General features: G+C 73.2%; 22 protein-coding genes and 1 pseudogene. 12 read left to right on the forward strand and 11 right to left on the reverse strand.

The window, feature by feature from the left end:
• Window positions 1–95 precede the first annotated feature (95 nt).
• Both ACFYW9_RS09610 and ACFYW9_RS09615 read left to right on the forward strand, forming a co-directional pair.
• Complete coding sequence (locus ACFYW9_RS09610; RefSeq protein ID WP_389147592.1) at window positions 96–521, forward strand: Zn-ribbon domain-containing OB-fold protein; 426 nt, start codon at window positions 96–98, stop codon at window positions 519–521.
• Window positions 518–1,309: an enoyl-CoA hydratase/isomerase family protein gene (locus ACFYW9_RS09615; RefSeq protein WP_389146991.1), complete on the forward strand. Its 792-nt coding sequence runs from the start codon at window positions 518–520 to the stop codon at window positions 1,307–1,309. The genes ACFYW9_RS09610 and ACFYW9_RS09615 overlap by 4 nt, the downstream gene beginning before the upstream one ends.
• A 219-nt stretch (window positions 1,310–1,528) precedes the next feature.
• On the opposite strand, the gene ACFYW9_RS09620 is transcribed toward ACFYW9_RS09615, so the two are convergent.
• Together ACFYW9_RS09620 and ACFYW9_RS09625 are read right to left on the reverse strand one after the other, a co-directional pair.
• Entirely contained in the window at window positions 1,529–3,859 is a 2,331-nt protein-coding gene (locus tag ACFYW9_RS09620) for a PQQ-binding-like beta-propeller repeat protein (protein WP_389146994.1), read from the reverse strand.
• A 393-nt stretch (window positions 3,860–4,252) separates the two neighbouring features.
• On the reverse strand, window positions 4,253–4,987 hold the full coding sequence (locus tag ACFYW9_RS09625; RefSeq protein WP_328669676.1) for a VOC family protein: 735 nt from the start codon (window positions 4,985–4,987) through the stop codon (window positions 4,253–4,255).
• Between the two features lie 253 nt (window positions 4,988–5,240).
• Between ACFYW9_RS09625 and ACFYW9_RS09630 the strand changes: the two genes are divergently transcribed.
• Window positions 5,241–5,888 (forward strand): TetR family transcriptional regulator, encoded by a 648-nt coding sequence (locus ACFYW9_RS09630; protein WP_351859923.1) that lies wholly within the window; start codon window positions 5,241–5,243, stop codon window positions 5,886–5,888.
• A 322-nt stretch (window positions 5,889–6,210) separates the two neighbouring features.
• On the opposite strand, the pseudogene ACFYW9_RS09635 reads toward ACFYW9_RS09630, so the two are convergent.
• A pseudogene (locus ACFYW9_RS09635) lies at window positions 6,211–6,705 on the reverse strand (nitroreductase family deazaflavin-dependent oxidoreductase); the annotation flags it as partial.
• Between the two features lie 92 nt (window positions 6,706–6,797).
• On the reverse strand, window positions 6,798–7,985 hold the full coding sequence (locus ACFYW9_RS09640) for an acyl-CoA dehydrogenase family protein (RefSeq protein WP_389146998.1): 1,188 nt from the start codon (window positions 7,983–7,985) through the stop codon (window positions 6,798–6,800).
• A 136-nt stretch (window positions 7,986–8,121) separates the two neighbouring features.
• On the opposite strand from ACFYW9_RS09640, the gene ACFYW9_RS09645 reads away from it, so the two are divergent.
• From ACFYW9_RS09645 to ACFYW9_RS09655, 3 genes are all read left to right on the forward strand, one after another.
• Window positions 8,122–9,315 carry an acetyl-CoA acetyltransferase gene (locus tag ACFYW9_RS09645; protein ID WP_389147001.1) on the forward strand — a complete coding sequence of 398 codons (1,194 nt, stop codon included), beginning with the start codon at window positions 8,122–8,124 and terminating at the stop codon, window positions 9,313–9,315.
• Window positions 9,316–9,405: 90 nt separating this feature from the next.
• Complete coding sequence (locus ACFYW9_RS09650) at window positions 9,406–10,062, forward strand: pyridoxal 5'-phosphate synthase (protein WP_389147004.1); 657 nt, start codon at window positions 9,406–9,408, stop codon at window positions 10,060–10,062.
• Window positions 10,063–10,251: 189 nt separating this feature from the next.
• Window positions 10,252–10,878 (forward strand): GNAT family N-acetyltransferase, encoded by a 627-nt coding sequence (locus ACFYW9_RS09655; RefSeq protein WP_389147007.1) that lies wholly within the window; start codon window positions 10,252–10,254, stop codon window positions 10,876–10,878.
• On the opposite strand, the gene ACFYW9_RS09660 is transcribed toward ACFYW9_RS09655, so the two are convergent.
• Entirely contained in the window at window positions 10,861–11,316 is a 456-nt protein-coding gene (locus ACFYW9_RS09660; protein WP_389147595.1) for a Zn-ribbon domain-containing OB-fold protein, read from the reverse strand. The two genes, ACFYW9_RS09655 and ACFYW9_RS09660, sit on opposite strands and share 18 nt — an antisense overlap.
• Window positions 11,317–11,378: 62 nt before the next feature.
• On the reverse strand, window positions 11,379–11,831 hold the full coding sequence (locus ACFYW9_RS09665) for a DoxX family protein (protein ID WP_326787152.1): 453 nt from the start codon (window positions 11,829–11,831) through the stop codon (window positions 11,379–11,381).
• Between the two features lie 351 nt (window positions 11,832–12,182).
• Here ACFYW9_RS09665 and ACFYW9_RS09670 point away from each other — a divergent pair, with 351 nt between their 5' ends.
• The 3 genes from ACFYW9_RS09670 to ACFYW9_RS09680 all read left to right on the forward strand — a co-directional run bounded on the left by ACFYW9_RS09670 (window position 12,183) and on the right by ACFYW9_RS09680 (window position 17,092).
• The gene (locus tag ACFYW9_RS09670) at window positions 12,183–13,394 is read left to right on the forward strand and encodes a flavin-containing monooxygenase (protein ID WP_389147011.1); all 1,212 of its coding nucleotides are present in this window, start codon (window positions 12,183–12,185) and stop codon (window positions 13,392–13,394) included.
• 505 nt (window positions 13,395–13,899) lie between these two features.
• Window positions 13,900–16,125: an acetate--CoA ligase family protein gene (locus tag ACFYW9_RS09675; RefSeq protein ID WP_389147014.1), complete on the forward strand. Its 2,226-nt coding sequence runs from the start codon at window positions 13,900–13,902 to the stop codon at window positions 16,123–16,125.
• 187 nt (window positions 16,126–16,312) lie between these two features.
• On the forward strand, window positions 16,313–17,092 hold the full coding sequence (locus ACFYW9_RS09680; protein ID WP_389147017.1) for an enoyl-CoA hydratase/isomerase family protein: 780 nt from the start codon (window positions 16,313–16,315) through the stop codon (window positions 17,090–17,092).
• A gap of 60 nt (window positions 17,093–17,152) precedes the next feature.
• On the opposite strand, the gene ACFYW9_RS09685 is transcribed toward ACFYW9_RS09680, so the two are convergent.
• Window positions 17,153–18,121 (reverse strand): hypothetical protein, encoded by a 969-nt coding sequence (locus tag ACFYW9_RS09685; protein ID WP_389147020.1) that lies wholly within the window; start codon window positions 18,119–18,121, stop codon window positions 17,153–17,155.
• A gap of 165 nt (window positions 18,122–18,286) precedes the next feature.
• On the opposite strand from ACFYW9_RS09685, the gene ACFYW9_RS09690 reads away from it, so the two are divergent.
• A complete protein-coding gene (locus tag ACFYW9_RS09690; protein WP_389147024.1) occupies window positions 18,287–18,922 on the forward strand; it encodes a flavin reductase family protein in 636 nt (211 codons plus the stop codon).
• A 41-nt stretch (window positions 18,923–18,963) separates the two neighbouring features.
• Here the strand turns inward: ACFYW9_RS09690 and ACFYW9_RS09695 are convergent, their stop codons facing one another.
• Window positions 18,964–20,304 (reverse strand): MFS transporter, encoded by a 1,341-nt coding sequence (locus ACFYW9_RS09695; RefSeq protein ID WP_389147027.1) that lies wholly within the window; start codon window positions 20,302–20,304, stop codon window positions 18,964–18,966.
• 71 nt (window positions 20,305–20,375) lie between these two features.
• Between ACFYW9_RS09695 and ACFYW9_RS09700 the strand changes: the two genes are divergently transcribed.
• Window positions 20,376–21,377, forward strand: coding sequence for a GlxA family transcriptional regulator (locus tag ACFYW9_RS09700; RefSeq protein ID WP_389147030.1), 1,002 nt, complete (start codon window positions 20,376–20,378; stop codon window positions 21,375–21,377).
• 128 nt (window positions 21,378–21,505) lie between these two features.
• Here the strand turns inward: ACFYW9_RS09700 and ACFYW9_RS09705 are convergent, their stop codons facing one another.
• The 3 genes from ACFYW9_RS09705 to ACFYW9_RS09715 all read right to left on the reverse strand — a co-directional run bounded on the left by ACFYW9_RS09705 (window position 21,506) and on the right by ACFYW9_RS09715 (window position 24,857).
• The gene (locus tag ACFYW9_RS09705; RefSeq protein ID WP_389147033.1) at window positions 21,506–22,555 is read right to left on the reverse strand and encodes a Zn-dependent alcohol dehydrogenase; all 1,050 of its coding nucleotides are present in this window, start codon (window positions 22,553–22,555) and stop codon (window positions 21,506–21,508) included.
• Window positions 22,556–22,709: 154 nt separating this feature from the next.
• Complete coding sequence (locus tag ACFYW9_RS09710; protein WP_389147036.1) at window positions 22,710–23,900, reverse strand: acyl-CoA dehydrogenase family protein; 1,191 nt, start codon at window positions 23,898–23,900, stop codon at window positions 22,710–22,712.
• A 45-nt stretch (window positions 23,901–23,945) separates the two neighbouring features.
• Window positions 23,946–24,857 (reverse strand): SDR family oxidoreductase, encoded by a 912-nt coding sequence (locus tag ACFYW9_RS09715; RefSeq protein WP_351859957.1) that lies wholly within the window; start codon window positions 24,855–24,857, stop codon window positions 23,946–23,948.
• A 96-nt stretch (window positions 24,858–24,953) separates the two neighbouring features.
• Here ACFYW9_RS09715 and ACFYW9_RS09720 point away from each other — a divergent pair, with 96 nt between their 5' ends.
• On the forward strand, window positions 24,954–25,889 hold the full coding sequence (locus tag ACFYW9_RS09720) for a cyclase family protein (protein WP_389147040.1): 936 nt from the start codon (window positions 24,954–24,956) through the stop codon (window positions 25,887–25,889).
• The last annotated feature ends 146 nt before the right edge of the window (window positions 25,890–26,035 follow it).

A 26,035-nucleotide genomic window follows, 5' to 3' on the forward strand; every position in this document is an offset into this window, starting at 1 on the left:
GCACGAACGGGACGACCGAGACGGCCGGCACGACCGGGACCGCCGGCACGGCCGAGGGTTCCGGGGCCGACGGGAGGGACCGGACGAAGGAGCCGCTGCTGTCCCCCGTCCCCGACGACGACGGGGCGCCCTTCTGGGACTACGCCGCCCGGGGCGAACTCCGCGTCCAGGCCTGCGCCGGCTGCGGTGAACTCCGCTTCCCGCCGCGCCCCTGCTGCCCGCACTGCCACTCCTTCGCGGACGAGTGGCGCAGGATGAGCGGGCGGGGCCGGATCTGGTCGTACGTCGTCCCGCATCCGCCGCTCCTGCCCGCCTACGCGGCGCTGGCCCCGTACAACGCGATCGTGGTGGAGCTGGAGGAGGCACCGCGGATACGGCTGGCCGGGAACCTGGTGAGCGGGCCGGACGAGCCCATCGACTCCGTTCCGGCCCGGCGGATCCGGATCGGGGCCCGGGTGCAGGCCGTGTTCACCGAGGTGAACGGCGTCACCGTGCCGCGCTGGGTCCTGGAGCGGGCGTGAGCGGGCGGGCCGGAGCCGGCGGGCTCGTGGTGAGCGTCGACAAGGACGCCGGGGTAGCCGTCCTCACGCTCGACCGGCAGGACCGGCTCAACGCCATCGACCTTCCGACGGCCGCCGAACTGGTCGCCGCCTGGCGCGAGTTCCGGTTCGACGACACCGTACGGGCGGTCGTGGTCACCGGCGCGGGACGGCGGGCCTTCTGCACCGGGATCGACCGCGGCGCCGAGGTGCCGCAGCCCGGCTCCCCCTACATGGTGGACGATCCGCTGGCCGCGGTCGGGCCGAAGGCCAACGGCCTGTGGAAGCCGGTGATCGCCGCCGTGAACGGGATCGCCTGCGGCGGCGCCTTCTATCTGCTGGGCGAGTCGGAGTTCGTCGTCGCCGACGAGGAGGCCACCTTCTTCGACCCGCACACGACGTACGGAATGGTCAGCGCGTACGAGTCCGTCTACCTCGCGCAGCGGATGCCGTTCGGGGAGGTGGCGCGCCTCGCGCTGATGGGGACCGCCGAGCGGGTCTCGGCGAGGCGGGCGTACGAGGTGGGGCTGGTGTCCGAACTCGCCCCGCCGGGAGGGGCGTTGGCGGCGGCCGTCGCGTGCGCGGCGGTCATCGCGTCCTACCCGGCCGAAGCCGTCCAGGGGACCGTGCGGGCGCTGTGGTCGGCGCAGGAGGCGACCCGTGCGGCGGCCCTGGCGCACGCTCCGCAGCTCGTCTCCCTCGGAAACCTGCCGGGCGAGCGGCAGGCGGAACTGTTCTCGGCCCGCCGGCCGGGGTTCCGGCTGCGCTGAGGGGCCCGGCCGCCGGGCGGTCGAACCCCGCTCCCGTCCGGCCGGAGAAACCCTCGAACCGGGCCGGACCGGGCCTCGCTCCCTGTGGCGGGCCGGTCACTCCGGGCGTAGCCTCGGCACCCGGAGCGGCTTCCGCAAGGCCGTCCGCGTGAACGACGGCCGCCGTCCGGAGACCCTTCCGTGCCCGGTACGGCGGCCGTCACAGAGCTTTCGCCCCGCTCACGTGGTGCGGGCGGTCCCGGTGCCCTTCTCCGCGTCCAGCGCGTACACACAGCGGTCCTTGCTGCACGCGTACACGACGCCGTCCTTGACCACGGGCGCGCCGGTGATCTCGCCGCCGGTGGCCAGCTTCCAGCGCAGGCGCCCGTCGTCGGCCTTCAGGGTGTACAGCAGGTGGTCCGTGGAGCCGAAGTGGATACGGCCCTCGGCCACCGCGGGGGCGCCCACCAGGTCGCCACCGGCCTGGAAGCGCCACTTCGGGGTGCCGGTGACGGCGTCCAGCGTGTACAGGCCCTTGCCGCTGCCCACATGGACGTGTCCGGCCGCCACCAGGACCGGCTCGGTGGAGGCGCGGGACTCGGTGGCGATGCGCCAGCGGTCGCGGCCGTCGGTCGCGTCCAGGGCGTACACCGTGCCGAGGTAGTCGGCGAGGTAGACACCGCCGCCCGTCACCGCCGGGCCCGGGACGAAGGCGGGCGGGGACAGGAAGACGGCCGGGGCCTCGAAGTGCCAGCGGACGTGACCGCTCGCCGTGTCCACGGCGAGGACGCGGGTGCCGGCGGAGATGTAGACGTAGCCGTCCGGCGCGTGGGTCATACGGACCGGTACACCGCCGCAGGAGGCCGCGTCGCCGATCGGGTACGACCAGCGCTCCTCGCCCGTACGGGCCTCCAGGGCGCGCAGCCGCGCGTCCTTCCAGACGTACACCGTGCCGTCGTGGACCGACGGACCGGCCTCCGGGGACTCGAAGTCCGTCTGGGCGCCGCTGATCTCCCAGAGCTTCTGGCCGTTCGCCGCCTCCCAGGCCTGGACGCCGCCGCCGCGCGTGCCGGTGACGACCGTTCCGCGGTCGGCCTGGAGGGAGTAGACCCAGGCGTCCGTGGACAGGCGCCACAGGTCCGCGCCCTCCCTGGCCTCGAGCGCGTACAGCGTCGGGCCGTCGGACGCGTGGATGCGGCCGTCCGCCACCGCCATGGACCACGCCACGTCACGGGTCTTGAAACGGCGCCGGCCGGTCGCCACGTCGAGGGCGTGGACTTCGAAGGAGGTGACGTAGACGAGGTCGTCGGCGACCGCGGGCGTGCCCCAGACGTCGTTCGACATCCGGAAGCGCCAGGGGCGCCAGCCGGCCGGAGCGTCGGGCGCCGGGGGCGCGACCGTGGGCACCGGCGCCGGTTCGGCACCGTTCACGCCGATGCGCGGACGGGACCAGGACGCCGCGAGCCCGGCCTCCGGGGGCGGCGCCTTCACGGCCGCCGCGCGGGCGTCCAGGACACGCGGGCCGGGGCCGATGGGCACCGGGGCGCCCGCGAGGCGCACCGGTCCGGTGTCGGGCGCCCCCACGGGCACCGGGGCGTGCGACGGAGGCGGAGGCACCGTGGCGCGCCCCCCGCCGCTGCGTCCGCTTCCCCCGGCCGGCTGCTTGACCGGCGGACGGCCGCCGCGCCGGGTCTCGATCAGGCCCACCGCGCGCTCGGGCAGCCACGCCGACGCCGTACCGCTGTCGTCGGAGCCGGAGCCGAAGAGGTGGGGTGCGAGCTGGGCCTGGAGGTCGGCGGGGTTGGGGCGGGCCGTGGCGTCCATCTGCATACAGGACTCGATGAGCGGGCGCAGCTCGTCGGGGAGGCCTTCGAGGTCCGGGCCCTCGCGGAGCAGCATGAAGACCGTCTCGACGGGGTTGGCGCCGTGGAAGGGTGCGTGTCCGGTGGCCGCGAAGACGAGCATCGAGCCGAGGGAGAAGACGTCGCTCGCGCCGGTGACGCTGCGCGAGTCCTTCGCCTGCTCGGGCGACATGTAGGCGGGGGTGCCGACCGCGACGTTGGTCATGGTCAGACGGGTGTTCGAGACGCCGGACGCGATGCCGAAGTCGATCACGCGCGGCCCGTCCTCGACCACGAGGACGTTCGAGGGCTTCAGGTCGCGGTGGACGAGTCCGGCGCCGTGGATCGACTGGAGCGCCTCCGCGACGCCCGCCGCCAGCCAGCGCACGGCCTGGGCCGGGAGCGGCCCGCACTCATTCACTATCTCCTCGAGCGAGGGCGCGGGCACGTAGGCGGTGGCCAGCCACGGCACGGCGGCACGGGCGTCGGCGTCGACCACGGCCGCCGTGTAGAAGCCCGACACGGCGCGGGCCGCCTCGACCTCGCGCGAGAAGCGGACCCGGAACAACTGGTCCTCCGCGAGCTCGGTCCTGACCGTCTTGATCGCCACGCGCCGGCCGGAGGCCGAGCGCGCGAGATAGACCAGCCCCATGCCGCCGGCACCCAGCCGTCCCAGCACCTCGAACGGCCCGATCCGGCGCGGATCGTGCTGCGTCAGCTGATCCACCACTTGCCTGCCACCTCCCCGTACGGGTCGCGTCATCCACGTATGAACGCGGCCCAGTGCAGCGTCTCACCACCGCACCGCCGTGGCGGCACGCACCCCGATTCTTCCTGGCCGAGCCGCCGGTTGCGAACCCGGGGCCGGATCGGGGTGTCTCGTGACAAAACAACCGCCCCGGCAGAGGTACGGCCGCCAGGGCGCCACTGTTCAGGGCCGAAATGCGCCCCTCACCCCAGAAGTACCCCGCCCCGGCCCCCGGAAGTGCCGTCCCTCACGTCGAAATACCGCGCCCCTGACCGCAGAAGCGTTTCGGCCTGATCCGCCGGAGCGTCCCCCGATGTCTTCGAACGGTGAAGCGTCCTCACCGTCGGTACGACATCACCGCTGGTCGGAGAACCCTCACCGTTCGAGCACGGCGAACGACGCCCCCTGATTGTCCGTGACGACGGCCACGCGCCCGTACGACGTGTCGAAGGGTGTCACCTGGACACGGCCGCCGAGCCTGTTCACCGTCCCGAGTGTCTCCTCGCAGTCCTCGACTCCGAAGTGGACGAGGAAATGGGGCGGCATCTCGGCCGGAAAGACGCCCGTCACGGGAACGCGGCCGAAATCGGGGGTCGCGTCGGGCCCGAACAGCGCGTCGTGGAACAAGGTGCCGTAGAAACGGTCGACCGTCGCGGTGTCGCGCGCGTACAGCTCGGCCCAGCAGAACGTGCGGGGCTCGTGCCGCTTGGCGAAACCGGGGTGGGTGCCGGGCTGCCAGAGGCCGAGCACGGCGCCCTCCGCGTCGGTGGCGAGGGCGGCCGTGCCCAGCTCGCCCGACGGGCCCACCGCCGTGGGCACGGAGATGATCCGGCCGCCGGCCGCCACGATCCGCCGGGTGAGCGCCTCGACGTCCGGCGTCGCGAAGTACACCGTCCACACGGTGGGCATGCGCCCGTCCAGTTTGGGCGTGAGCGCGGCGACCGGCTCACCGTCCAGCTCCGCCCAGCCCTCCGGCCCGGACTCCTCGGGGAACGTCCAGCCGAAGAGCTCGCCGTAGAAGCGCTTGCCCGCCTCCACGTCGGGAAGCTGCGCGTCGACCCAGCAGGGCACACCCTCGGAGAACCCGGCGACAGCGGCTGATTCGGCCATGCGGCCAAGTTAACGGCCCCGCCGGTATCCCGCAGAGCGTGCGCACCTGCTCCGGTGACGCCCCGTCCCTGTTCAGGGGCCCCGCACGGGATCGCGGGCCGTGCGTCGAGCGGGCCCGGAAAGCTCTCGCGAGCTCCGGCGAACTCCTCGTCGAACGTCCCCCGAACCCCCGCCGAACCCCCGCGATGTACGGCCGCACCCCATTTGCAGTCGGCCGAATCGCGCTCCGATCACCCCTCGGTAAGCTGACGGCATGACAGGACAAGTGCGTACCGTCGACGGCCGCGTGGCCGGACGGCGTGGGCAGGCGACCCGGCAGAAGCTGCTCGACTGCCTCAGCGAGATGCTCAGCTCCTCGCCCTACCGGGATGTCAAAGTCATTGACGTCGCCCGGAAGGCAGGCACTTCACCGGCGACCTTCTACCAGTACTTCCCGGACGTCGAAGGCGCCGTCCTGGAGATCGCCGACCAAATGGCCTCCGAGGGCGCCGCGTTGACCCGGTTGCTCGAAGGCCGTTCCTGGGTCGGCAAGACCGGCTGGCAGACCGCCCAGGAACTCGTCGACGGCTTCCTGGAGTTCTGGCGGAAGAACGACGCGATCCTGCGCGTGGTCGATCTCGGCGCCGCCGAGGGCGACAAGCGGTTCTACAAGATCCGCATGAAGATCCTGAACTCCGTGAACAACTCCCTTACGGATTCGGTCACCGAACTCCAGGCCAAGGGGAAGGTCGACAAGGACGTGAACCCGGCCGCGATGGCCGGTTCCCTCGTGGCCATGCTCGCGGCGGTCGCCTCGCACCAGAAGGGGTTCCAGTCCTGGGGCGTCAAGCAGGCCGAACTCAAGCCGAACCTGGCGCTGTTGGTGTATCTGGGTGTGACCGGGAAGAAGCCGACGAAGTAGATCCCCGCGTCTGAACGCTCCAGCTCCTGTCATGCGGGCGGCAGTTCGTTCCGGAGAACCGTCCGGCGGGCTGCCGCCCGCTGCGCTGCACGGCCACCGCCGGGAATCCGCCCGGACCGCCCGTACATCCGCACCGCCCGGCCGGCCCGGCCGCCCACTCAGCCCGGCCATCCATCCGGCCATCCGGCCATCCTGCCGTCCGGAACGGAACGCCCGTTCAGCCCGCCCCGGCCTCGCCGTCCCCGGCCTCTCCCTTCCTGGCCTCTTCCTTCCTGGCCTCTTCCTTCCTGGCCTCTTCCCTCCCGGAGTCGGCCGGCACCGCCCGGCGCACGATCCTGAAGAGCCGGATCTCCCGGTCCACCCGCGCCTGATAGGTGGCGTACGGCGGCCAGAACGCCAGCACCGTCGTCCAGACAGCGTCCCTCTCCCCGCCCGTGAGGAGCCGGGCGGTCACGGGAATGTCCTCGCCCTTCCAGTTGATGACGGCGTCGGGGCGGGCGAGCAGGTTCGCGGTCCAGGCGGGATGGCCCGTACGGCCGAAGTTGGAACCGATGAGGATCCAGCCGGACCCCGTCGCACCGGCCGCCTCACCCGAGGTGCCCGTCTCCGGCATGCAGGCCAGCGGGGTACGGCGCTCCAGACCGCTCCTGGCGCCACGCGCCGTCAGGACGACCCCGGGCAGCATCTGGGCGCTGAGCAGCACCTTCCCGCGGGTGAGCCGGTGCACGGCGCGGTCGAGGGCCGGGATGAGGTGCGGGGCCACCCTGGCGAACGTCCGGGTGGAGGAGACCCGCTGCACCAGCCGGACACCGGGCATCCTCCTCGCCCCGGTCCCCGCCCGCGCCCTCCCGCCGTCGCCGTCGCCGTCGCCCGTACCGCTCCCCGTACGCGAACGCCCGAACGCCGCCATCAGACCGTCACCTCCGCGCCGTCGAAGAGCCGCGCCGCGTCGGCCGCGTGCGCGCGCAGCCGGTGGACGGGGCCGAAGAGCAGTTCGTCACCGGACGCGCGCTTGAAGTAGAGGTGGACGTCGTGCTCCCAGGTGAAGCCGATGCCTCCGTGCAGCTGGATGCCCTCGGAGGCGGCGGTGCGCAGCGCCTCCAGCGCCTGGGCCAGCGCGAGGGCGCCCACGCGTTCACCGCCCGTCCCGGTGGCCCAGGCCGCGTAGTACGCCGCCGAGCGGGCCGACTGCACGCCCACGTACACGTCCGCGAGCCGGTGCTTGACGGCCTGGAAGGAGCCGATCGCCCGCCCGAACTGCTCACGCCGGCCCACGTGTTCGACGGTGCGTTCCAGTACGCGGTCGGCGGCGCCCACGGCCTCCACGGCGAGGACGGCGGCGGCGGTGTCCCCGGCGGCGGCCAGGGCCGCGGGCACGTCGGCCTGATCGTCGCCCAACAACTCGGCTTCCACGTCACGCAGTTCGAGTCTGGCCTGCGGCCGGGTCGGGTCCAGGGAGGTCTGCCGTGCGCGCACCAGTCCGCCGGCGTCGTCCCTCACCAGGAACAGCAGCGTCCGCGACCGCGCGAACCCGCCGGTGTGCGCGGCCACCACCAGCAGCCCGGCACTGTGCCCGTCGAGCACCTGCGCCGCCTGCCCGTAGAGCCGCCACACGCCGTCCGCCCGGCGCGCCTGGACGCCCCCGGCGCGGCCGCCGCCGGCCCAGTCGCCGCGGTTGTCGCCGGTCAGCGCGAGGGCGGTGGCCAGGCCCGTGCCGGGGACCGCGAGGGCGGCGGTCTGCGCGCCCGAGGCCAGCGGCGGCAGCAGTGCGGCGCGCTGCGCCCCGGTGCCGAGGGCCAGGATCAACGGGGCGGCGAGAACGGCGGTGGACAGCAGCGGCGTGGGGGCGAGGGCGCGGCCCGACTCCTCGCAGGCCAGGGCGAGTTCGGTCATCGAGCAGCCGACACCGCCGTACGCCTCGGGGAGGGCGAGTCCGGGCAGCCCGAGCCGGCGCGCGAGGGTCTCCCAGAGCGCCGGGTCGTAGCCGGCGGGGGTCGGCTCGGCGGCCCGCAGCTCCCGCGGGCCGCACCGCTTCACCAGCAACTCCCGCAGCGTACGACGGATCTCCTCCTGCTCCGCGGTGAGACGGGTGTCCATGGGCGGGCTCCTCCCTCGTCGGGGGGCTGATCCGGGAAGCTGATCTGACGGGCCGTCATGTTAGGGCGGAGGGTCCCAGATGCACAGGGGTGCGACGGCTCCCGGAGGGGCAGTTATCTGATGTACCGTCAGATTCATGACGCATGCCACCCCGGGTCACAGCCGTCGAAAGGCCGCCGTCGTCGGCGTGTCCCTGTCCGACTGCGGCCGCGTGGACGAGGCGACCCCGTACGCGCTGCACGCCCAGGCCGCGCGCCGCGCGCTGGCCGACTCCGGCCTGGACCGCTCGGTGATCGACGGCTTCGCGTCGGCGGGCCTCGGCACCCTCGCGCCCGCCGAAGTGGCCGAATACCTGGGGCTGCGGCCCACCTGGGTCGACTCGACATCCGTCGGCGGCTCCACCTGGGAGGTCATGGCGGCCCACGCGGCCGACGCCATCGCGGCGGGCCACGCGAACGCCGTCCTGCTCGTCTACGGCTCCACCGCCCGCGCCGACATCAGGGCGGGCCGCCGCACCGGCGACCTGTCCTTCGGCGCCCGGGGCCCCCTGCAGTTCGAGGCCCCGTACGGCCACACGCTCATCGCCAAGTACGCGATGGCCGCGCGCCGCCACATGCACACGTACGGCACCACGCTCGAACAGCTCGCCTCGGTGGCCGTCCAGGCCCGCGCGAACGCGGCCCGCAACCCGGAGGCGATGTTCCGCGACCCGGTCACCGTCGACGACGTCCTGTCGGGGCCGATGATCGCGGACCCTTTCACCAAGCTGCACTGCTGCGTCCGCTCCGACGGCGGCGCGGCGGTCCTGCTGGTGGCCGAGGAGTACGTGCGCGACTGCCGTACGGCCCCGGTGTGGGTGCTCGGAACCGGCGAGCACGTCTCCCACACCACCATGTCCGAGTGGGCGGACTTCACCGTCTCCCCGGCGGCGGTGAGCGGCCGGCTCGCCTTCGAACGCGCCGGAGTCCGCCCGGCCGAGATCGACTTCGCCGAGATCTACGACGCCTTCACCTACATGACCCTGGTGACCCTGGAGGACCTCGGCTTCTGCGCCAAGGGCGAGGGCGGCGCCTTCGTGGACGCGGCGAAGGGGCGGCTGCTGGTGGGCGGGGAGCTGCCGGTGAACACAGACGGGGGCGGACTGTCGGCCCAGCACCCGGGCATGCGCGGCCTGTTCCTGCTCGTGGAGGCCGTACGGCAGTTGCGCGGCGATCTCCCGGAGGAACGGCGGGTACGGCGCCCGGACGGCACTCCGCCCGAGCTGGCGGTGGCGTCCGGGACGGGAGGCTGGTTCTGCTCGTCGGGGACCGTGGTGCTGGGGCGGGGGTGAGGGGGCCGGGGTGTAGGGCCCGGGGTGCAGGACCCGGGGTGCAGGGCGGTGCCATGGAGCGCCGGACCGTGCCAGGCGATACTCGGAGCCATGGAACCGGATCTTCATGAGCTGCTGAGATCGCTGCGGGTGTGGGACACCGAGCTGCCCGACTTCGCCCCGGAGGACGCTCCGGCCGACCCGCTGACCCTGTTCACCCGGTGGTTCGCGGAAGCGGTGGCGGCCGGACAGTCCGAGCCGCACACGATGACGCTCGCGACGGCCGACGAGGACGGCCTGCCCGACGTCCGGACGGTGATGCTGCACGGCGCGGACGGCGACGGCTGGGCGTTCGCCTCGCACGTGACGAGCCGCAAGGGACGCCAGCTGGCCGCGCGGCCGTACGCCGCCCTCGGCTTCTACTGGCCCGCGCAGGGACGCCAGATCCGGCTCCGCGGCCCGGTCACCGCCGCGTCCCCCGAGGAGAGCCAGGCGGACCTGCACGCCCGCTCCACGGGCGCGCTGGCCGCCGCTCTGGTGGGCCGGCAGAGCGAAGTCCTGCCCTCACGGGACGAGTTGGACCGGGCCTCGGACGCGGCCTGGGAGCGGGCCGAGAGCGCCCCGCACTCCCCCGCCCCCACCTGGACGCTCTACCGCCTGCGTCCGGACGAGGTCGAGTTCTTCCAGGGTGACACCCGCCGGCGCCACGCCCGGCTCGTCTACCGCCGCACGGAGACCGGCTGGGCCACCGGGCTGCTGTGGCCGTGACACCACCGGCGACCACGGGCACGGCCCCCTGACCCCACCGGGCACACCCCGCCCCGGCACGCCCAGCCCGCCGACCCCGCACGCATGAGCCCGCGCCCCGGTCCGTGTTCCCGGTCGGCTGCCCCCTTTCCGGTGAGCACGGACCGTTCGGGGAGTGACCCGTGAGCCCGGAGGGGCTTGAATGGCAGGATGGCCGACACCCATGTGCAGTTCTCCGTCCAGCCCGCCCCGGAACTGACGGGCCTCGGGCTGCGGCTCCGCCCCTGGGACCCGGAGTCCGACGCCGATGTGTCGGCGTATCTGCACGGACTGACGGATCCCGAGTTCCAGCGCTGGAACACCCCGCTCAGGTTCGTCCGGGACATCGACACCGCCCGGGAGGCGCTGCGGACCCGCGTCGCGGCGGCGACGAGCGGCACCGGGGTCTCCTTCTGCGTCACCGATGCCGGGACCGGCGAGACGCTGGGCCATATCGGCGTCAACGAGATCGACCACGTCATAAGCTGCGCCCGCGTCGGTTACTGGGTCCTCCCGAAGTGCCGCGGCCGCCAGGTCGCCACCCGCGCCCTCACCCTCACGGCCCGCTACGCCTTCACCGACCTCGCGCTGCACCGCCTCGACCTGGGCCATGCCGTGGGCCACGAGGCGTCCTGCCGGGTCGCCGAACGCTGCGGATTCCGGCACGAGGGGACTCTGCGCGGCGCGATGTTCGAGGCCGGCCGCCATGACGCCTTCCGCGACGTGCACCTGCACGGACGCCTGGCGACGGACCCCGAGCCGCCGCAGGCCCGAAAACCGTCACCCCCCGGCAGGTGACACGGGCCGGAACACGGGAATCCCCGCCCGGAAGGCCACCTCCAGCTCCATCCCGATCCGCAGCGCCGCTTCCTCGCACCCGACGACCTCGGTCATCATCCGGGGGCCCTCGGCCAGGTCGACGACGGCGGCGGTGTACGGCACGCGACCGCCGAACGGCGGCAGATCGTTGCGGTGGACGACGGACCAGGTGTAGAGCGTGGCGCGTCCGCAGGCGGGGCGCCAGTTCACGTCCTCGCTCCAGCAGTGCGGGCAGAACTCGCGGGGATAGTGGTGAACGCGGTCGCAGGCCGCGCAGTGCCGGATCAGCAGCCGCCCCCCGGCCGCCGCGTCCCAGTACGGCCGGGTGAAGGCGTCGGCCTCGGGGACGTCGGACCCGCCACCGGAACCTGTCGCGCCCGCCGGACCCGGCGCGCCCGCCGAAGCCCTCCCGCCCACCGAGGCCGCCGCACCCCCGGAAGGCACCGGGCCCTCGCTCGCCGCGCCCCGGGCGGTCGGGCTCACCGGAAGAGTCCCAGGGCGTCGTCCAGGGACCATGTCTGCCAGGACATCCCGAACAGGCCGACGGCCGAGACCAGCGCCATCATCGCGTTCTGCCCCTGTTCCGCCCAGTCGTGGATCATGAGGGTGAAGTAGAGGACGTTGAGGAGCAGGCCCGCGACCAGCGCGACGGGAGTCAGCAGTCCGGCCACCAGGCCGAGACCGAGTGCCAGCTCCGCGTACACGACCACGTACGCCATCGTCCGGGGGCGCGGTGCGACGATCGTGTCGAAACCGGACCGCACGGCGTTCCACCGGTGCTTGGACGCGACGTCCGCCGCCCACGCGATACCGGTCCCGCGCTCGAACCAGCCCTTCTTGTCCTTGTGCCGCCAGCTCTCGAGCCACCACAGCCCGAGCCCGATACGGAGCACGGCCAACCATTCCGCCCCGCCGAGCCAGATCGTGTCCATGGCCGAACCTCCCGCAGAGGCAACGTATCTGACGGTACGTCAGTTTCGACTCTCCGGGACGCTCGCACAAGAGGCCGGCACCCACCGGCGGGGGGCACGCGACCGGCCCGCCACCACCCGGCCACCGCTCCACCCATCCCAGGGGGCGCGCGGGGCCGACAGCACGCTCCCGCACAAGGCGTACACCCCGGCGCTCACCTGCGACGACAGCACGCTTTCTCCACGCCCCCACCCCATCGAAGTGACCTACGCCACCAGGCCCACCCACCCCTCCCACAGTCGTGACCACTTCGCAACCGATTCCCCTCTTGACCGAGACCTATCAAGCAAAGGCGTGATTACGCTCGCGCTATGGCCGACTCGACTGCTTCCACGACCTCCCCCACGGTGCCCTCCCACGAGGACCGCCCCGTGTACGTGATCGGAGGCGGTCCCGGGGGACTCGCGGCGGCGTACGCCCTGCGCGCCCGGGGCGTGCGAGCCGTCGTACTGGAGAAGTCGGACCAGGTCGGCGCGTCCTGGCGGGGCCACTACGACCGGCTGCACCTGCACACCACCCGGCGCCTGTCCGCGCTGCCGGGGCTGTCGATGCCGCGCTCGTTCGGCCGCTGGGTGGCGCGCGACAACGTGGTGCGCTACCTGGAGAAGTACGCCGAGCACCATGGCCTGGAGATCGTCACGGGTGTCGAGGTCTCCCGCGTCGAGCCCGCCCCGGGCGGCGACGGCTGGCTGCTGCACGCCACCGGCGGACGCGAACTGACCGGCAGCGCGGTGGTCGTCGCGACCGGCTACAACCACACCCCGCGCGTCCCCGACTGGCCCGGCCGCGACACCTACACCGGCGAGCTCCTGCACGCCGGCGAGTACCGCAACCCCGCCCCCTACGCGGGCCGCGACGTCCTCGTCGTCGGCATCGGCAACACCGGAGCCGAGATCGCCGTGGACCTGGTCGAGGGCGGCGCCTCGCGCGTCCGGCTGTCCGTTCGCACCACGCCGCACATCGTGCGCCGTTCGACGGCGGGCTGGGCGGCGCAGTTCACGGGCATCGCCGTACGGCGACTGCCGGTGCGCCTCGTGGACGCGCTGGCCGGGCCGATGGCGAAGCTGAGCGTGCCCGACCTGGCGGCCCGGGGCCTGCCCCGCCCCGACACCGGGCTCTACTCCCGCGTCAACGAGGGCTCCATCCCCGTCCAGGACGTCGGCCTCATCGACGCCGTCCGCAAGGGGAAGGTGGAGATCGTGGCCGCGGTGGAGGGGTTCGAGGACGACAAGGCCGTCCTCGCCGACGGAAACCGGATCGACCCCGACGTGGTGATCGCCGCGACCGGATACACCCGAGCCCTGGAAGGCATGGTCGGACACCTCGACGTGCTCGACGGCCGCGGGCACCCGGTCGCGCAGGGCGGCCACACCCCGAAGAACGCGCCCGGCCTGTACTTCACCGGCTTCACCAACCCCATCAGCGGCATGTTCCGCGAACTCGCCCTCGACGCGGAGAAGATCGCGAAGGCGGCGGCCCGCCACACCTCCACGACAGGGCCCGCCCCCCAGCCCACCCGCTGACACTCCCGGCACCCGAAGGCCACGCCCAACCCGGACAGGCTCTCGCCCCCTCCGCCCCTACCCGTCCCACCCTGGGGCTCCGCCCCGGACCCGCTCCTCAAGCGCCGGAGGGGCTGGATTTTCCCGGCCGGGCTGAAACTGCTTCCCAGCCGGGGCTGGGACTGCTGCCCGGCCGGGGCTGGATCGTTCTGGACGGACGCACCCGCAGCCGGGATCCGACGCGAGGGGACGTGCCGGTACATCGATGCCCGTCGCCACCGACGCCCACGCCTCACCCAACGGCGACAGGCTGATGCACCGGCACGGCCCCGACCCACCCACCGGACCGACACCGGCACCGGGACGCCAGCGCAGGCGAACCGGCCGGGACCGCGGTAGGCCGGACCCCCCGCCGGGTACCTAACAGAAGCCCACCCCTGCACAACGGTTCCTGACACGGCGTCAGTTAAGTAATCTGACAGTGCGTCAGTTAACCATTGGCTGTCACACAGGAGCGGGCGGACCGATGCTTGGATCAACCCACGGCACCCTCACCACCGACTCCCGCCGGGCCAGGGTCATCGCCTGCGGCGAGCAGCCCTCGCCGGTCGTGCACGGACGGCCGGCCGAGGTCGACGACCTGGACGTCAGCGGTCGCCCGCTGTACGCCGCCGTCCCCGATCTGGACCGCTTCTTCCGTCCCGGGTCCATGGCCGTCATCGGCGCCTCGGACGCCGAAGGACGGCCGAACACCGGGATCACCCGGCAGCTGATCGGCTGGGCCGAGCGGGTCGGCGCCCGCCTCCACCCGGTGCATCCCACCCGCCGGTCCGTCTTCGGTCTGCCCTGCCTCCCGTCCGTCGCGGACCTGCCGGAGCAGGTGGATCTGGCGGTGCTCCTCGTCGGTGACCCCCTTCCGGTGATCGGTGAACTGGCCGAGGCCAAGGTGAGGTTCGCGGTCGCCTTCGCCTCCGGATTCGCCGAGACCGGAGCCGAGGGCGCCGCCGCGCAGACCCGGCTCGCAGCCGCCGTACGCGGCTCCGGCCTGCGGCTGCTCGGCCCCAACACCAACCTCAACGCGTTCGAGAACTTCCGCGACGACCTCGACGGCCCCGCGGTCGCGCTCATCACCCAGTCCGGCCACCAGGGCCGCCCGGTGTTCGCGATGCAGCAGCTGGGCGTCCGCGTCTCGCACTGGGCGCCCACCGGCAACGAGGCCGACCTGGAGACCGCGGACTTCATCTCCTACTTCTCCGAGCGGCCCGAGGTCGGCGCCATCGCCTGCTACGTCGAGGGGCTCAAGGACGGCCGCTCCTTCCTGCTCGCCGCCGACCGCGCCGCCCGGCGCAAGGTGCCCGTCGTCGCGGTGAAGGTCGGCCGCACCGAGACCGGCGCCCGGACGGCCGCCTCGCACACCGGAAAGCTGACCGGCGCCGACACCGTGGTGGACGCGGTGATGCGCCAGTACGGCGTGATCCGCGTCGACGGACTCGACGAACTCCAGGACACCTCGGCCCTGTTGGCGCGGGCCCGCCCGCCGCAGGCCGACGGGGTCGTCGTCTATTCGATCTCGGGCGGCACGGGCGCGCACTTCGCGGACCTGGCGACCGAGGCGGGTCTCGCCCTGCCGGTCCTGTCGGAGGCCAAGCAGGCCGAGCTGCACACCTGGATACCGGAGTACCTGAACGTCGCCAACCCGGTCGACAACGGGGGCCACCCGGTCGGCGACTGGCGCGGCCGGAAGATCATCGACGCGATCCTCGCCGACCCCGCCGTCGGCGTGCTGGTCTGCCCGATCACCGGGCCCTTCCCGCCGATGAGCGACAAGCTGGCGCAGGACCTGGTGGACGCGGCGGAACAGACGGACAAGCTGGTGTGCGTGGTGTGGGGGTCGCCGGTCGGCACCGAGGCGGCCTACCGCGAGACCCTGCTCGGCTCCTCCCGGGTCGCGACCTTCCGTACGTTCGCCAACTGCATCACCGCCGTCCGCGCCCACCTCGACCACGCGCGGTTCACCGCCTCCTACCGCTCCCCCTTCGACGAGGCCCCGCGCACCCCGTCGCCCTCCTTCCGCAAGGCGCAGGCCCTGATGCGTCCGGGTCAGCAGCTCAGCGAGCACGGCGCCAAGCAGCTTCTGCGGGCGTACGGGATCCGCGTGCCGCGCGAGCAGCTGGTGACCAGCGCGGCGGCGGCCGTGCGCGCGGCGAGCCAGGTCGGCTACCCGGTGGTCATGAAGGCCTCCGGCGCGCAGATCGCCCACAAGACCGAACTCGGCCTGGTCAAGATCGGGCTGACCTCCGCCAGCCAGGTCCGCGACGCCTATCGCGAGCTGACCGACATCGCCCGCTACGAGGGAATCTCGCTCGACGGGGTCCTCGTCTGCCAGATGGTCGAGCGGGGCGTCGAGATGGTCGTCGGTGTCACGCACGACCAGCTCTTCGGACCGACCGTGACCGTCGGGCTCGGCGGGGTTCTCGTCGAGGTGCTGCGGGACACCGCCGTGCGCGTGCCGCCCTTCGGTGACGACCAGGCGCGGGCCATGCTGTCCGAGCTGCGGGGGCGGGCCCTGCTCGACGGGGTGCGCGGGGGCCCGCCGGTGGACGTGGACGCGCTGGTCGAGGTCGTGATCCGGGTCCAGCGCATGGCGCTGGAACTCGGTGACGAGATCTCGGAACTGGACATCAATCCGCTGATGGTGCTGCCCCGGGGGCAGGGCGCCGTGGCCCTGGACGCGCTGGTGATGTGCCGCTGAGCCGACCCCGACGCGGACCCGCCCCCGTACGAAACGAGCCCGCCTCCGTACGAAACAGGTCCGCCCCCGTACGAAACGGAGCACCTTCATGACCGACTCCCCCCACGCGTCCCGTGAAGCCACTGAATCCCCTGGACCCCCTGAACCCCCTGAACCCCCCGTACCTACCGAAAAGCCCCTCGACTCATTGATACGTCACGCCACTGACAACGCGGTCTCCTGGATCACCCTCGACCGGCCCGAGGCGATGAACGCGCTCACCTGGGACCAGCGCGAGCGCGTGATCGATCTGCTCGCGGCGGCGTCCGCCGACCCCGGCGTGCGGGCCGTGGTGATCACCGCCACCGGCCGCGGGTTCTGCGCCGGAGCGGATCTGCGGGGCGGTCCGCCCGCCGGGGAACGGGTGCCGGGTGATGTCGCCCGCACCATCCGGCTGGGCGCGCAGCGTCTGATCTCCGCCGTCCTCGACTGCGAGAAGCCGGTGATCGCGGCGGTCAACGGCACGGCGGCCGGGATCGGCGCGCATCTCGCCTTCGCGTGCGACCTCGTCCTCGCGGCCGAACCGGCGCGGTTCATCGAGGTGTTCGTGCGCCGCGGTCTCGTACCGGACGGTGGCGGAGCCTATCTGCTGCCCCGCCTCGTCGGCCCCCGGCGGGCCAAGGAGCTGATGTTCTTCGGCGACGCGCTGAGCGCTTCGGACGCCGAGCGGATCGGGCTCGTCAACAGGGTCGTACCGGCCGAGGAGCTGGAGAAGACGGCCCGCGCGTGGTCCGAGCGGCTCGCCACCGGGCCCACCCGCGCCCTCGCCCTCACCAAGCAGCTCGTCAACGCCTCCCTCGACACCGACCGCGCCGGCGCCTTCGCGGCGGAGGCGGCGGCGCAGGAGATCAACATGACGACGGCGGACGCCGGCGAAGGGGTGAGGAGCTTCGTGGAACGCCGGACCCCCCGCTTCGAGGGCCGCTGACGAACCGCACCCGGCGCGGCCCCGCCCCTCCCACCGGCCGAATCCGGACGCGGGCCCCCTTCACCCCCGCCGCAGTATGCGCAGATCCCCCGCGTCGGGATCGCCGAAGAGGACGAAGAGTTCCGGGTGGGCCTCGGTGCCGCCGATGGTCCAGTACGTGTCGTGGCCGCAGTCGCCGACGCGCACGACCACGCCGTCCCGCCGGTCGGTGACGGGTCCGTCGGCGTACGGGTCGTAGCGGCCGGCGGTGTCGAGGAACCAGGTGCCGGCGCCGTCGCAGCGCGTGAACTCCTTGGTGGCCACGTCCCCGAACTCGGGCTGGGCGGGCACGGCCGAGAGCTCGGCCCGCCCGTCGGCGCGCAGCCGCAGCTCGGCCCCGTGATCGCCGCGCCAGACGCCGGTGAGCCGGTCGGCGCCGAGCTGCGGGGGCTCGTACTCCTGGATGAGTCCCGTGGCCAGCCCCACGGTGCCCGCCGCCGCGACCAGCGCGCACGCCCCGAGGGTCACGAGCGCCGAGCGGCGCCAGACGCGGTCGGCGCCCGGCGGGCGTCCGGTGACGCGTTCGCGCCGCCGCGCGAAAGCGACACCCAGCGCCGACGGGACACCGGACACGGCGATCAGCAGGGCCGTGGCGCCGGTGGGCGCGAGGCCGCCGAGTGCCACCGCGAGAGCGGCCCAGAGCGTGCCGAGCGCCAGCACAAAAGCCAGGTGCCAGGCGCCCTCGGGACCGGGTGCGCGCCGGGTCGCCGACCGGGCGAGCGTGGCCGCCGGCATCGTGTACATCACCGCGTGCAGCAGTCCGAGGACGGCGAGCAGCGGCGGACCGAGGACCAGCATGCACAGGAACCCGAGGCCGGCGAGTCCACCGCCCAGTCCCACGCCGTGGTCGTCGTCGTCGAACGTACCGACCCACCGGAGGGTGAGGGCGACCGCGAACTGCGCCGCGCAGATCGCCGCGGCGAGGTTCACCTCGCCGCCCGCCCACGCCAACCGGGAGCGCGCGCGCTTCCCCGAGTCTCCCCACCCCATGAGGCGAAAGATACGCGGGCGAAACACCCGGCTCCCCGAGGGGTTCCCGCGGGCCGCTCCGGCCGGCCTCGCGGGGCCTTCGCCCCTGACCTGTCGCGCTCCCGCCCTCCGGGCCTCGCCCACCCCTTCCTATCTGACGTGCCGTCAGCTTCAATGGAAGGCGTGATGGGACACGCAGGGATGGCCGCCGCCGCCGTCCGCTACCTCAGGTCGGCCGGGGCCCCCACCGCCGCGGGGCCCGTCGAGGCGTTGCCGCGCCCGGATCTGCGCGCGGTCGGCGAGGACGAGCGGGCGCCGGTCGATCCGGTCCGGTTCCGGTACGTGCTGGGCCACTTCGCGACCGGCGTGACCGTCGTGACGGCACCGGCCGCGGGCCCCGACGACCCGGCGGGTCCGGCCGGGTTCGCCTGCCAGTCGTTCGCCTCGCTCTCCCTGGACCCTCCGCTGATCTGCTTCATGGTCGGCCGTGCGTCCACGACCTGGCCGCGCATCGCCCGTGCCGGCGTGTTCTGCGTCAACGTGCTCGGCGCGCACCAGGGCGACTTGTGCCGCGGCTTCGCGGTGAGCGGCGGGGACAAGTTCGCCGGGGTGGTCCACGACGCCGCTCCGGTGTCCGGCTCCCCCCGCCTCGCGGGCGCCGCGGCCTGGATCGACTGCACGATCCACGCGGTGCACACGGGCGGGGACCATCTGATCGTGGTGGGCCGCGTGGACGCCCTCGGCACGAGCGGCGACGGCGACGGCGACGAGGGCGCGGAGGTGCCGCCGCTGCTCTTCCACAAGGGCCGCTTCCTCACCTGACGCGGGGGCGGACCGCCCGTCACGCAAGGACGGACCGCCCGTCACGCGGGGGCCGGTGACACCGCCGGGGCCGGGGCCGGGACCGCCGGACGGCGGCGGCGGATCACCAGAGCCATCAGCGCGGCCGCGGCGCACAGCGCGCCCGAGGCGTACCAGACCACGTCGTACGAGCCGAACCGGTCGCGGGCGAAGCCGCCGAGGAAGGCGACGAGGGCGGCGCCGACCTGGTGGGAGGCGAGGACCCAGCCGAAGACGATGGCGCTGTCCTCGCCGTACTGCTCACGGCACAGCGCCAGGGTGGGCGGGACGGTGGCCACCCAGTCGAGGCCGTAGAAGACGATGAAGAAGATCATCGGCGGGTGCACGGTGGGGGCCAGGAGCATGGGGAGGAACAGCAGCGAGACGCCGCGCAGGGCGTAGTACACCGCCAGCAGGCGGCGCGGCTCGAAGCGGTCGGTGAACCAGCCCGAGGCGATCGTGCCGACCACGTCGAAGACGCCGATGACCGCGAGGAGCGAGGCGGCCGCGGTGACGGGCATGCCGTGGTCGTGGGCGGCGGGCACGAAGTGGGTCTGGACCAGGCCGTTCGTCGAGGCGCCGCAGATGGCGAACGTCCCGGCCAGCAGCCAGAAGGGGCCCGTGCGGACGGCGGAGAAAAGGACGGTCACCGCGCGCCGGGCGGCACCCCGCACCGGATCGGGCTTCGGCACGAACTCCTTGGCCCCGTACGGCTTCTGGCCCACGTCGGCCGGGTGGTCGCGCAGCAGCAGCCAGACGAAGGGCACGACCGCGAGGGCGGCGAGGGACACGGTCACCGCGGCCGGACGCCAGTCGCGCTCCTCCGTGACGATCCAGGCCAGCAGCGGCAGGAAGATGAGCTGTCCCGAGGCCGAGGCCGCCGTCAGGATGCCCGTCACCAGGCCCTTGCGTTCGGTGAACCAGCGGTTGGTGACCGTGGCCGCGAAGGCGAGTGCCATCGAACCGGACCCCAGGCCCACCAGCAGGCCCCAGCACAGGAGCAGTTGCCAGGCGGCCGTCATCCACACCGTCAGCCCGGAGCCGACCGCGATCACGGTGAGGGCGACCGCCACCACGCGCCGGATGCCGAAGCGGTCCATGAGCGCCGCCGCGAACGGTGCCGTGAGTCCGTAGAGCGCGAGGTTGATCGAGACCGCCGCGCCGATCGTGCCGCGCGACCAGTGGAACTCCTGGTGCAGCGGGTCGATCAGCAGTCCGGGAAGCGACCGGAAGGCCGCCGCGCCGATGATCGTCACGAAGGTGACGGCGACGACGAACCACGCGCGGTGGATGCGGTGAGAGGGGGCGGGACGGACGGGCCGGGAGTCCTCCGGGACCTGCGCGGCTTCGGTTGTCTGGGTCACGCCATAGAGCTTCGGGGAACGGACAACGGTGAACCACTGGCCCGAGAGACAGCATTCATTAGGATCGGGCCATGGCCACTCCCGGTACGCCGCCCCCGCACCGCGTCGTCGTCCTCGCCCTCGACGGGCTGCTCCCCTTCGAGCTGGGCATTCCGCAGCGCATCTTCGGCAAGGCGCGGGACGCCGGCGGGCGCCCGCTGTACGAGGTCGTCACCTGCTCGGTCCGGCCGCCGGGCCCCGTGGAGACGGACGCGGACTTCTCGGTCCTCGTCGGCAACGGACCCGAGGCGCTGGCCGGCGCCGACACCGTCGTCGTCCCGGCCTCGTACGAGCTCGGTCCCGTGCAGCGGGAGGGCATCCTGACCCCGGAGCTGACGGCCGCCCTCGCGCACATCCGCCCCGGCACCCGGCTCGTCTCCATCTGCACCGGCAGCTACGTCCTCGCCGCCGCCGGGTATCTCGACGGCCGCCCCGCCACCACGCACTGGATGCACGCCGAGCACTTCCAGCAGCTCTTCCCGCGGATCGACGTCGACGCGGACGTGCTCTTCGTCGACGACGGAGACGTCCTCACCTCGGCCGGGGTCGCGGCCGGGATCGACCTGTGCCTGCATCTCGTACGCCGCGACCACGGTGCCGCCGTCGCCAACGAGGTGGCCCGCCGGACCGTCGTACCGCCGCACCGCGACGGCGGCCAGGCCCAGTACATCCGGCGCCCGGTCCCGGAGGCCGGGTCGGCCACCACGACCGCCGCCCGCGCCTGGGCGCTCGGCCGCCTCCACGAGCCGATCCAGCTGCGCGACATGGCCGAGCAGGAGTCCATGTCGGTGCGCACCTTCACCCGGCGCTTCCGCGAGGAGGTCGGGGTCAGCCCCGGCCAGTGGCTCACCCAGCAGCGCGTGGAGCACGCCCGCCATCTCCTGGAGTCCAGCGACCTGTCCATCGACCACGTGGCCCGTGACGCCGGCTTCGGCACGGCCCAGTCGATGCGCCAGCACCTCCAGGCGACCCTCGGCGTCACCCCCACCACCTACCGGCGCACCTTCAGGTCCGGCACCGGAGCCGAGCGATGACCTCCGGACGACGGCCCCGGGCCCCGTCCGCCCCCTCCCGTGCGAGGTCCTGCCCGCCGCGGCCCTAGGGCGTGTCCGCAAAGTCGCGCCTGCCCTCCGGGCGGACGACGCGACTTTGCGGACACGCCCTAGAACGTCAGCACCGCCCTCGCCACCTTCCCCGCGTGCGCGTCCTCGGCCGCCCTCCCGAAGTCCTCGACCGGGTACGTCGCCGTCACCAGCTCGTCGAGCAGCAGCCGGCCCTCGCGGTACAGCTCGGCGTACAGGGCGATGTCCCGCTGGGGGCGGGACGAGCCGTAGCGGCAGCCCAGGATGGACTTGTCGAGGTACATCGAGGAGACGAGGAAGGAGGCCTCCGCCGTCGCCGGGGGGACGCCGAGCAGGATCGCCTGGCCGTGCCGGTCGAGCGCGTCGACGGCCTGGCGGATGAGTTCGACGCGGCCGACGCATTCGAAGGCGTGCTGGGCTCCGGTGGGCAGGATGTCCCTCACCCCGTCCACCGAGGTGAGGAAGTGCGTCGCGCCGAACCGGCGGGCCACGTCCTCCTTGGCCGGGTTGGAGTCGACGGCGACGATCCGCAGGGCGCCCGCGAGCCGGGCGCCCTGGAGGACGTTGAGACCGATGCCGCCGGTGCCGATGACCAGGACGGTGTCGCCGCGGTCGACCCGGGCCCGGTTCAGGACCGCTCCGACGCCCGTCAGGACCCCGCAGCCGATCAGGGCGGCCGAGGTCAGCGGAATGTCCTTCGGGATCCGGACCGCCTGCACCGCCTTCACCACCGTGCGCTCCGCGAAGGCCGAGTTGGCGGCGAACTGGTGGATCGGCTCGCCCGAGCGCGTGAACGGCCGCTGCGGCATGCCGATCGCCTTGCGGCACATCGTGGGCCGCCCCCGGTCGCACTCCGCGCAGGTCCCGCAGTTGGCGAGGGTGGACAGCGCCACGTGGTCGCCGGGCCCGACATGGGTGACCCCCGCACCCACCGCCTCCACCACGCCCGCCCCCTCATGACCGAGGACCACGGGAACGGGGAAGGGGATGGTCCCGTCCACCACGGAGAGATCGCTGTGGCAGAGTCCCGCCGCGACGATCGCCACCTGGACCTCTCCGGGCCCTGGATCGCGTATCTCCAGGTCGTCCACGACCTGGGTCCTCTTACCGTCGAAGATCACGCCTCGCATCGCACCGGCTCCCCTCTTCCCGGGCCAACCCGGGCTGTTCGTGGGCTGTTCCCGGGCTGTTCCCGGGCTGCTCCCGGTCCGCACCGGCCCGCGCCGGGCCGCACCGGTCCGCACCGGGCCGTACCCGGCCGTCCTGCCCAGCCGTCCTGACCGCTCATGGCCGGCCCCGGGGTTCCCTCGGCAGGCCGAGCGCGCGCTCGGCGATGATCGTGCGCTGGATCTCGTCCGAGCCGCCGTAGATCGTGTCGGCCCGGCTGAAGAGGAACAGGTGCTGGGCGGCGTCCAGTTCGTAGGGCAGCGCGGCCGACCGGTCCGCCGGACCCACCGCCGCGGCGGCCCCCCGCACCTGGACCGCCAGTTCACCGAGCCGCCGGTGCCAGCCGCCCCACAGCAGCTTCGCCACACTCGGCGCCCCCTCGACCCCGGAACCGCCGGCCCTCCCGGGGCTTCCCGGGCCCTCGGAACCGCCCAGGGTGCGCAGGGCGTTCCATCGCATCGTGCGCAGCTCGGCCCACAGGCGCACGAGCCGGTCGCGTACGACGGGATCCCCGGCCGCTCCCGTCGCGACGGCCGTCCGCAGCACGCGTCCCAGCTCCTCGGCGAATCCGATCTGCTGGGCCAGCGTGGAGACCCCTCGCTCGAAACCGAGCAGGCTCATGGCGACCCGCCAGCCGTTCCCCTCGCCGCCGACCACGTGCCCGGACCGGGCCACCGCCCCGTCGAAGAACACCTCGTTGAACTCGCTGGTGCCGGTCAGCTGGCGGATCGGACGGACCTCGACGCGACCGGGCTGGTCCATGGGGACGAGAAGGAAGGACAGGCCGTGGTGGCGGGTGGACCCCGGCTCCGTGCGGGCGAGCACGAAGCACCAGTCGGCCTCGTGGGCGAGCGAGGTCCAGATCTTCTGTCCCGTGATCCGGTACGCCCCCGTGTCCGTCGCCCGTTCGGCGGTCGTCCGGACGCCCGCCAGGTCGGAGCCCGCGCCGGGTTCGCTGTACCCCTGGCACCACAGCTCCCGGCCATCGGCGATCGGCGGCAAGAAGCGGCGCTTCTGCTCCGGTGTCCCGTGCGCGATGAGCGTGGGCGCCAGCAGGTTCTCCCCTATGTGCCCGGAGCGGGCCGGCGCCCCGGAGCGGGCGTACTCCTCGGCCCACACGACCTGCCGGGTCAGGTCCGCACGCCGGTTGCCGTACCCGTCCTCCTGCCAGCCGAGTCCGATCCAGCCGCCCTTCCCGAGTTCCCGCTCCCAGTCGCGGCGCCCGGGGGTGCCGGTCAGACGCTCCTCCAGCCAGGCCCGCGCCTCGCGCCGGAAGGCCTCGTCCTCGGGACCGAATGCGAAATCCACGCGCTCTCCTCCCCACCGGACCCGGGGCACCCGGACCGGGAACGGTCACGCGTTGGGGCGCGCCTTGTCCGCGGCCGCCCTTGCCATCGCCTCGAGTTGTTCCAGCAGCGGCATCGGATCGACGCCGACGGTCCCGGGCAGGAAGTCGGCGATCCTCTCCGGGGTCCAGCCGCCCTCGGCGTATCCGGCGCGCAGTTCGCGCGGCTGGGCCCATACGGCGATCTTGGGTCCGGCGATCGTGTAGACCTGCCCGGTGATGCGTTCCGCACGGGCGCGGTCCGACAGCAGGTAGACCACGAGCGCGGCCACGTCCTCCGGTTCGCCGATCTCCTTCAGCTCCATGGGCACGTTGGCCGACATGCGGGTACGGGCGACGGGCGCGACGGCGTTCGCGGTGACCCCGTACTTGTGCAGTCCGAGGGCCGCGCTGCGCACCAGCGAGATGATCCCGCCCTTCGCCGCGCTGTAGTTGGCCTGGGCCACCGACCCCTGGTGGTTGCCGCTGGTGAAGCCGATCAGCGTGCCCGAGCCCTGCTTGCGCATCACCGCCGAGGCGGCCCGGAAGAGCGTGAACGTGCCCTTGAGGTGGGTGGCGACCACCGGATCCCACTCCTGCTCGGACATGTTGAAGAGCATCCGCTCGCGCAGGATGCCGGCCACGCACACCACTCCGTCGATCCGCCCGTACGAGGCGAGCGCGGTGTCGACGACCCGCTGCCCGCCCGCCATCGTCGAGATGTCGTCGGCCACCGCGACCGCTTCCCCGCCGGCCGCCTCGATCTCCTTGACGACGGTGTCGGCGACCGAACTCGTGGGCTCGCCGCCCTCGACGGACACGCCGTAGTCGTTCACGACGACGCGCGCTCCCTCGGCGGCCGCGGCGAGGGCGACCGCCCGTCCTATCCCCCGGCCCGCGCCCGTGACGGCGACGACCTTGCCCGCAAGGAAGTTCCCCATGCCCGGCCCCTTCCCGCAGTTTCTGACGGTCCGTTAGATTCAACTCGGATTCTACGACCCGTCGGATACCTGGAGACAAGACCCCGGGGAGGACTCATGTCGCAGTCGGCGCTCCGTCCGGAGTTCCACGAGATCGCCAAGCGAGTCAACAACTGGGGGCGCTGGGGGGCCGACGACGAGATCGGGACGCTGAACCTCATCACGGACGAGGTGGTGCGGGAGGCCGCCGCGACGGTACGGACCGGGCGCCGCGTGCCGCTCGCCCTGCCGCTCCAGCAGGACGGTGTGCAGACCGGGATGATCCCGGGGCGGGTCAATCCGCTGCACGCGATGGTGCAGATCAACCAGGAGATCTTCGGCCCCGGCACGGTGGCGTGCAGCGACGACGCCGTGACCATGGGCCTCCAGGCGGCCACCCACTGGGACGCGCTGCCCCACGTCTCGCACTCCGGCAGGCTCTACAACGGACGCCCCGCCTCCACCGTCACCCCGCACGGCGGCGCCGGGTTCGGCGGGATCGACAAGCCGCGGCACATCGTCTCGCGGGGCGTCCTGCTCGACGTGGCACGGGCGCGCGGCGAACACCGGCTGGCCGGCGGGCACGCCGTCACCCCCGAAGACCTGGAAGCGGCGGAGGAGTTGGCGGGCACGCGGGTGAGAGCGGGCGACATCGTGCTCGTACGGACCGGACAGATCCAGGTGTATCTGGCGGGCGACAAGCACGGGTACGGGTATCCGTCGCCGGGCCTGTCGGTGCGCACCCCCGAGTGGTTCCACGCGCGCGATGTCGCGGCGGTCGCCAACGACACCCTGACCTTCGAGATCTTCCCGCCCGAGATCGAGGACCTGTGGCTGCCCGTGCACGCGCTCGATCTGGTCGAAATGGGGATGATGCAGGGCCAGAACTGGAATCTCGAAGAGTTGTCCACAGCCTGTGGACAAGAAAGCCGTTACGCCTTCCTGCTGTCCGCGATGCCGGAACCCTTCGTCGGCGGCACCGGCACCCCGGTGGCACCGGTGGCCGTCCTCTGACGATCCGTCCGCCCCGGGGGCCGACTCCAGGGGTTCCGCCCGGCAAGAGGACCGGCCCAGGGCTTCTCCGTCCGAGGGCCGGTCCAGAGCCCGTTCACCCAAGGGCCGGCCGGCGGCGCGCCTCCCCCACTCTCGACTGCGCCCGG

It is taken from the genome of Streptomyces sp. NPDC002698 (genome assembly GCF_042888945.1).
Classification (GTDB): Bacteria; Actinomycetota; Actinomycetes; order Streptomycetales; family Streptomycetaceae; genus Streptomyces.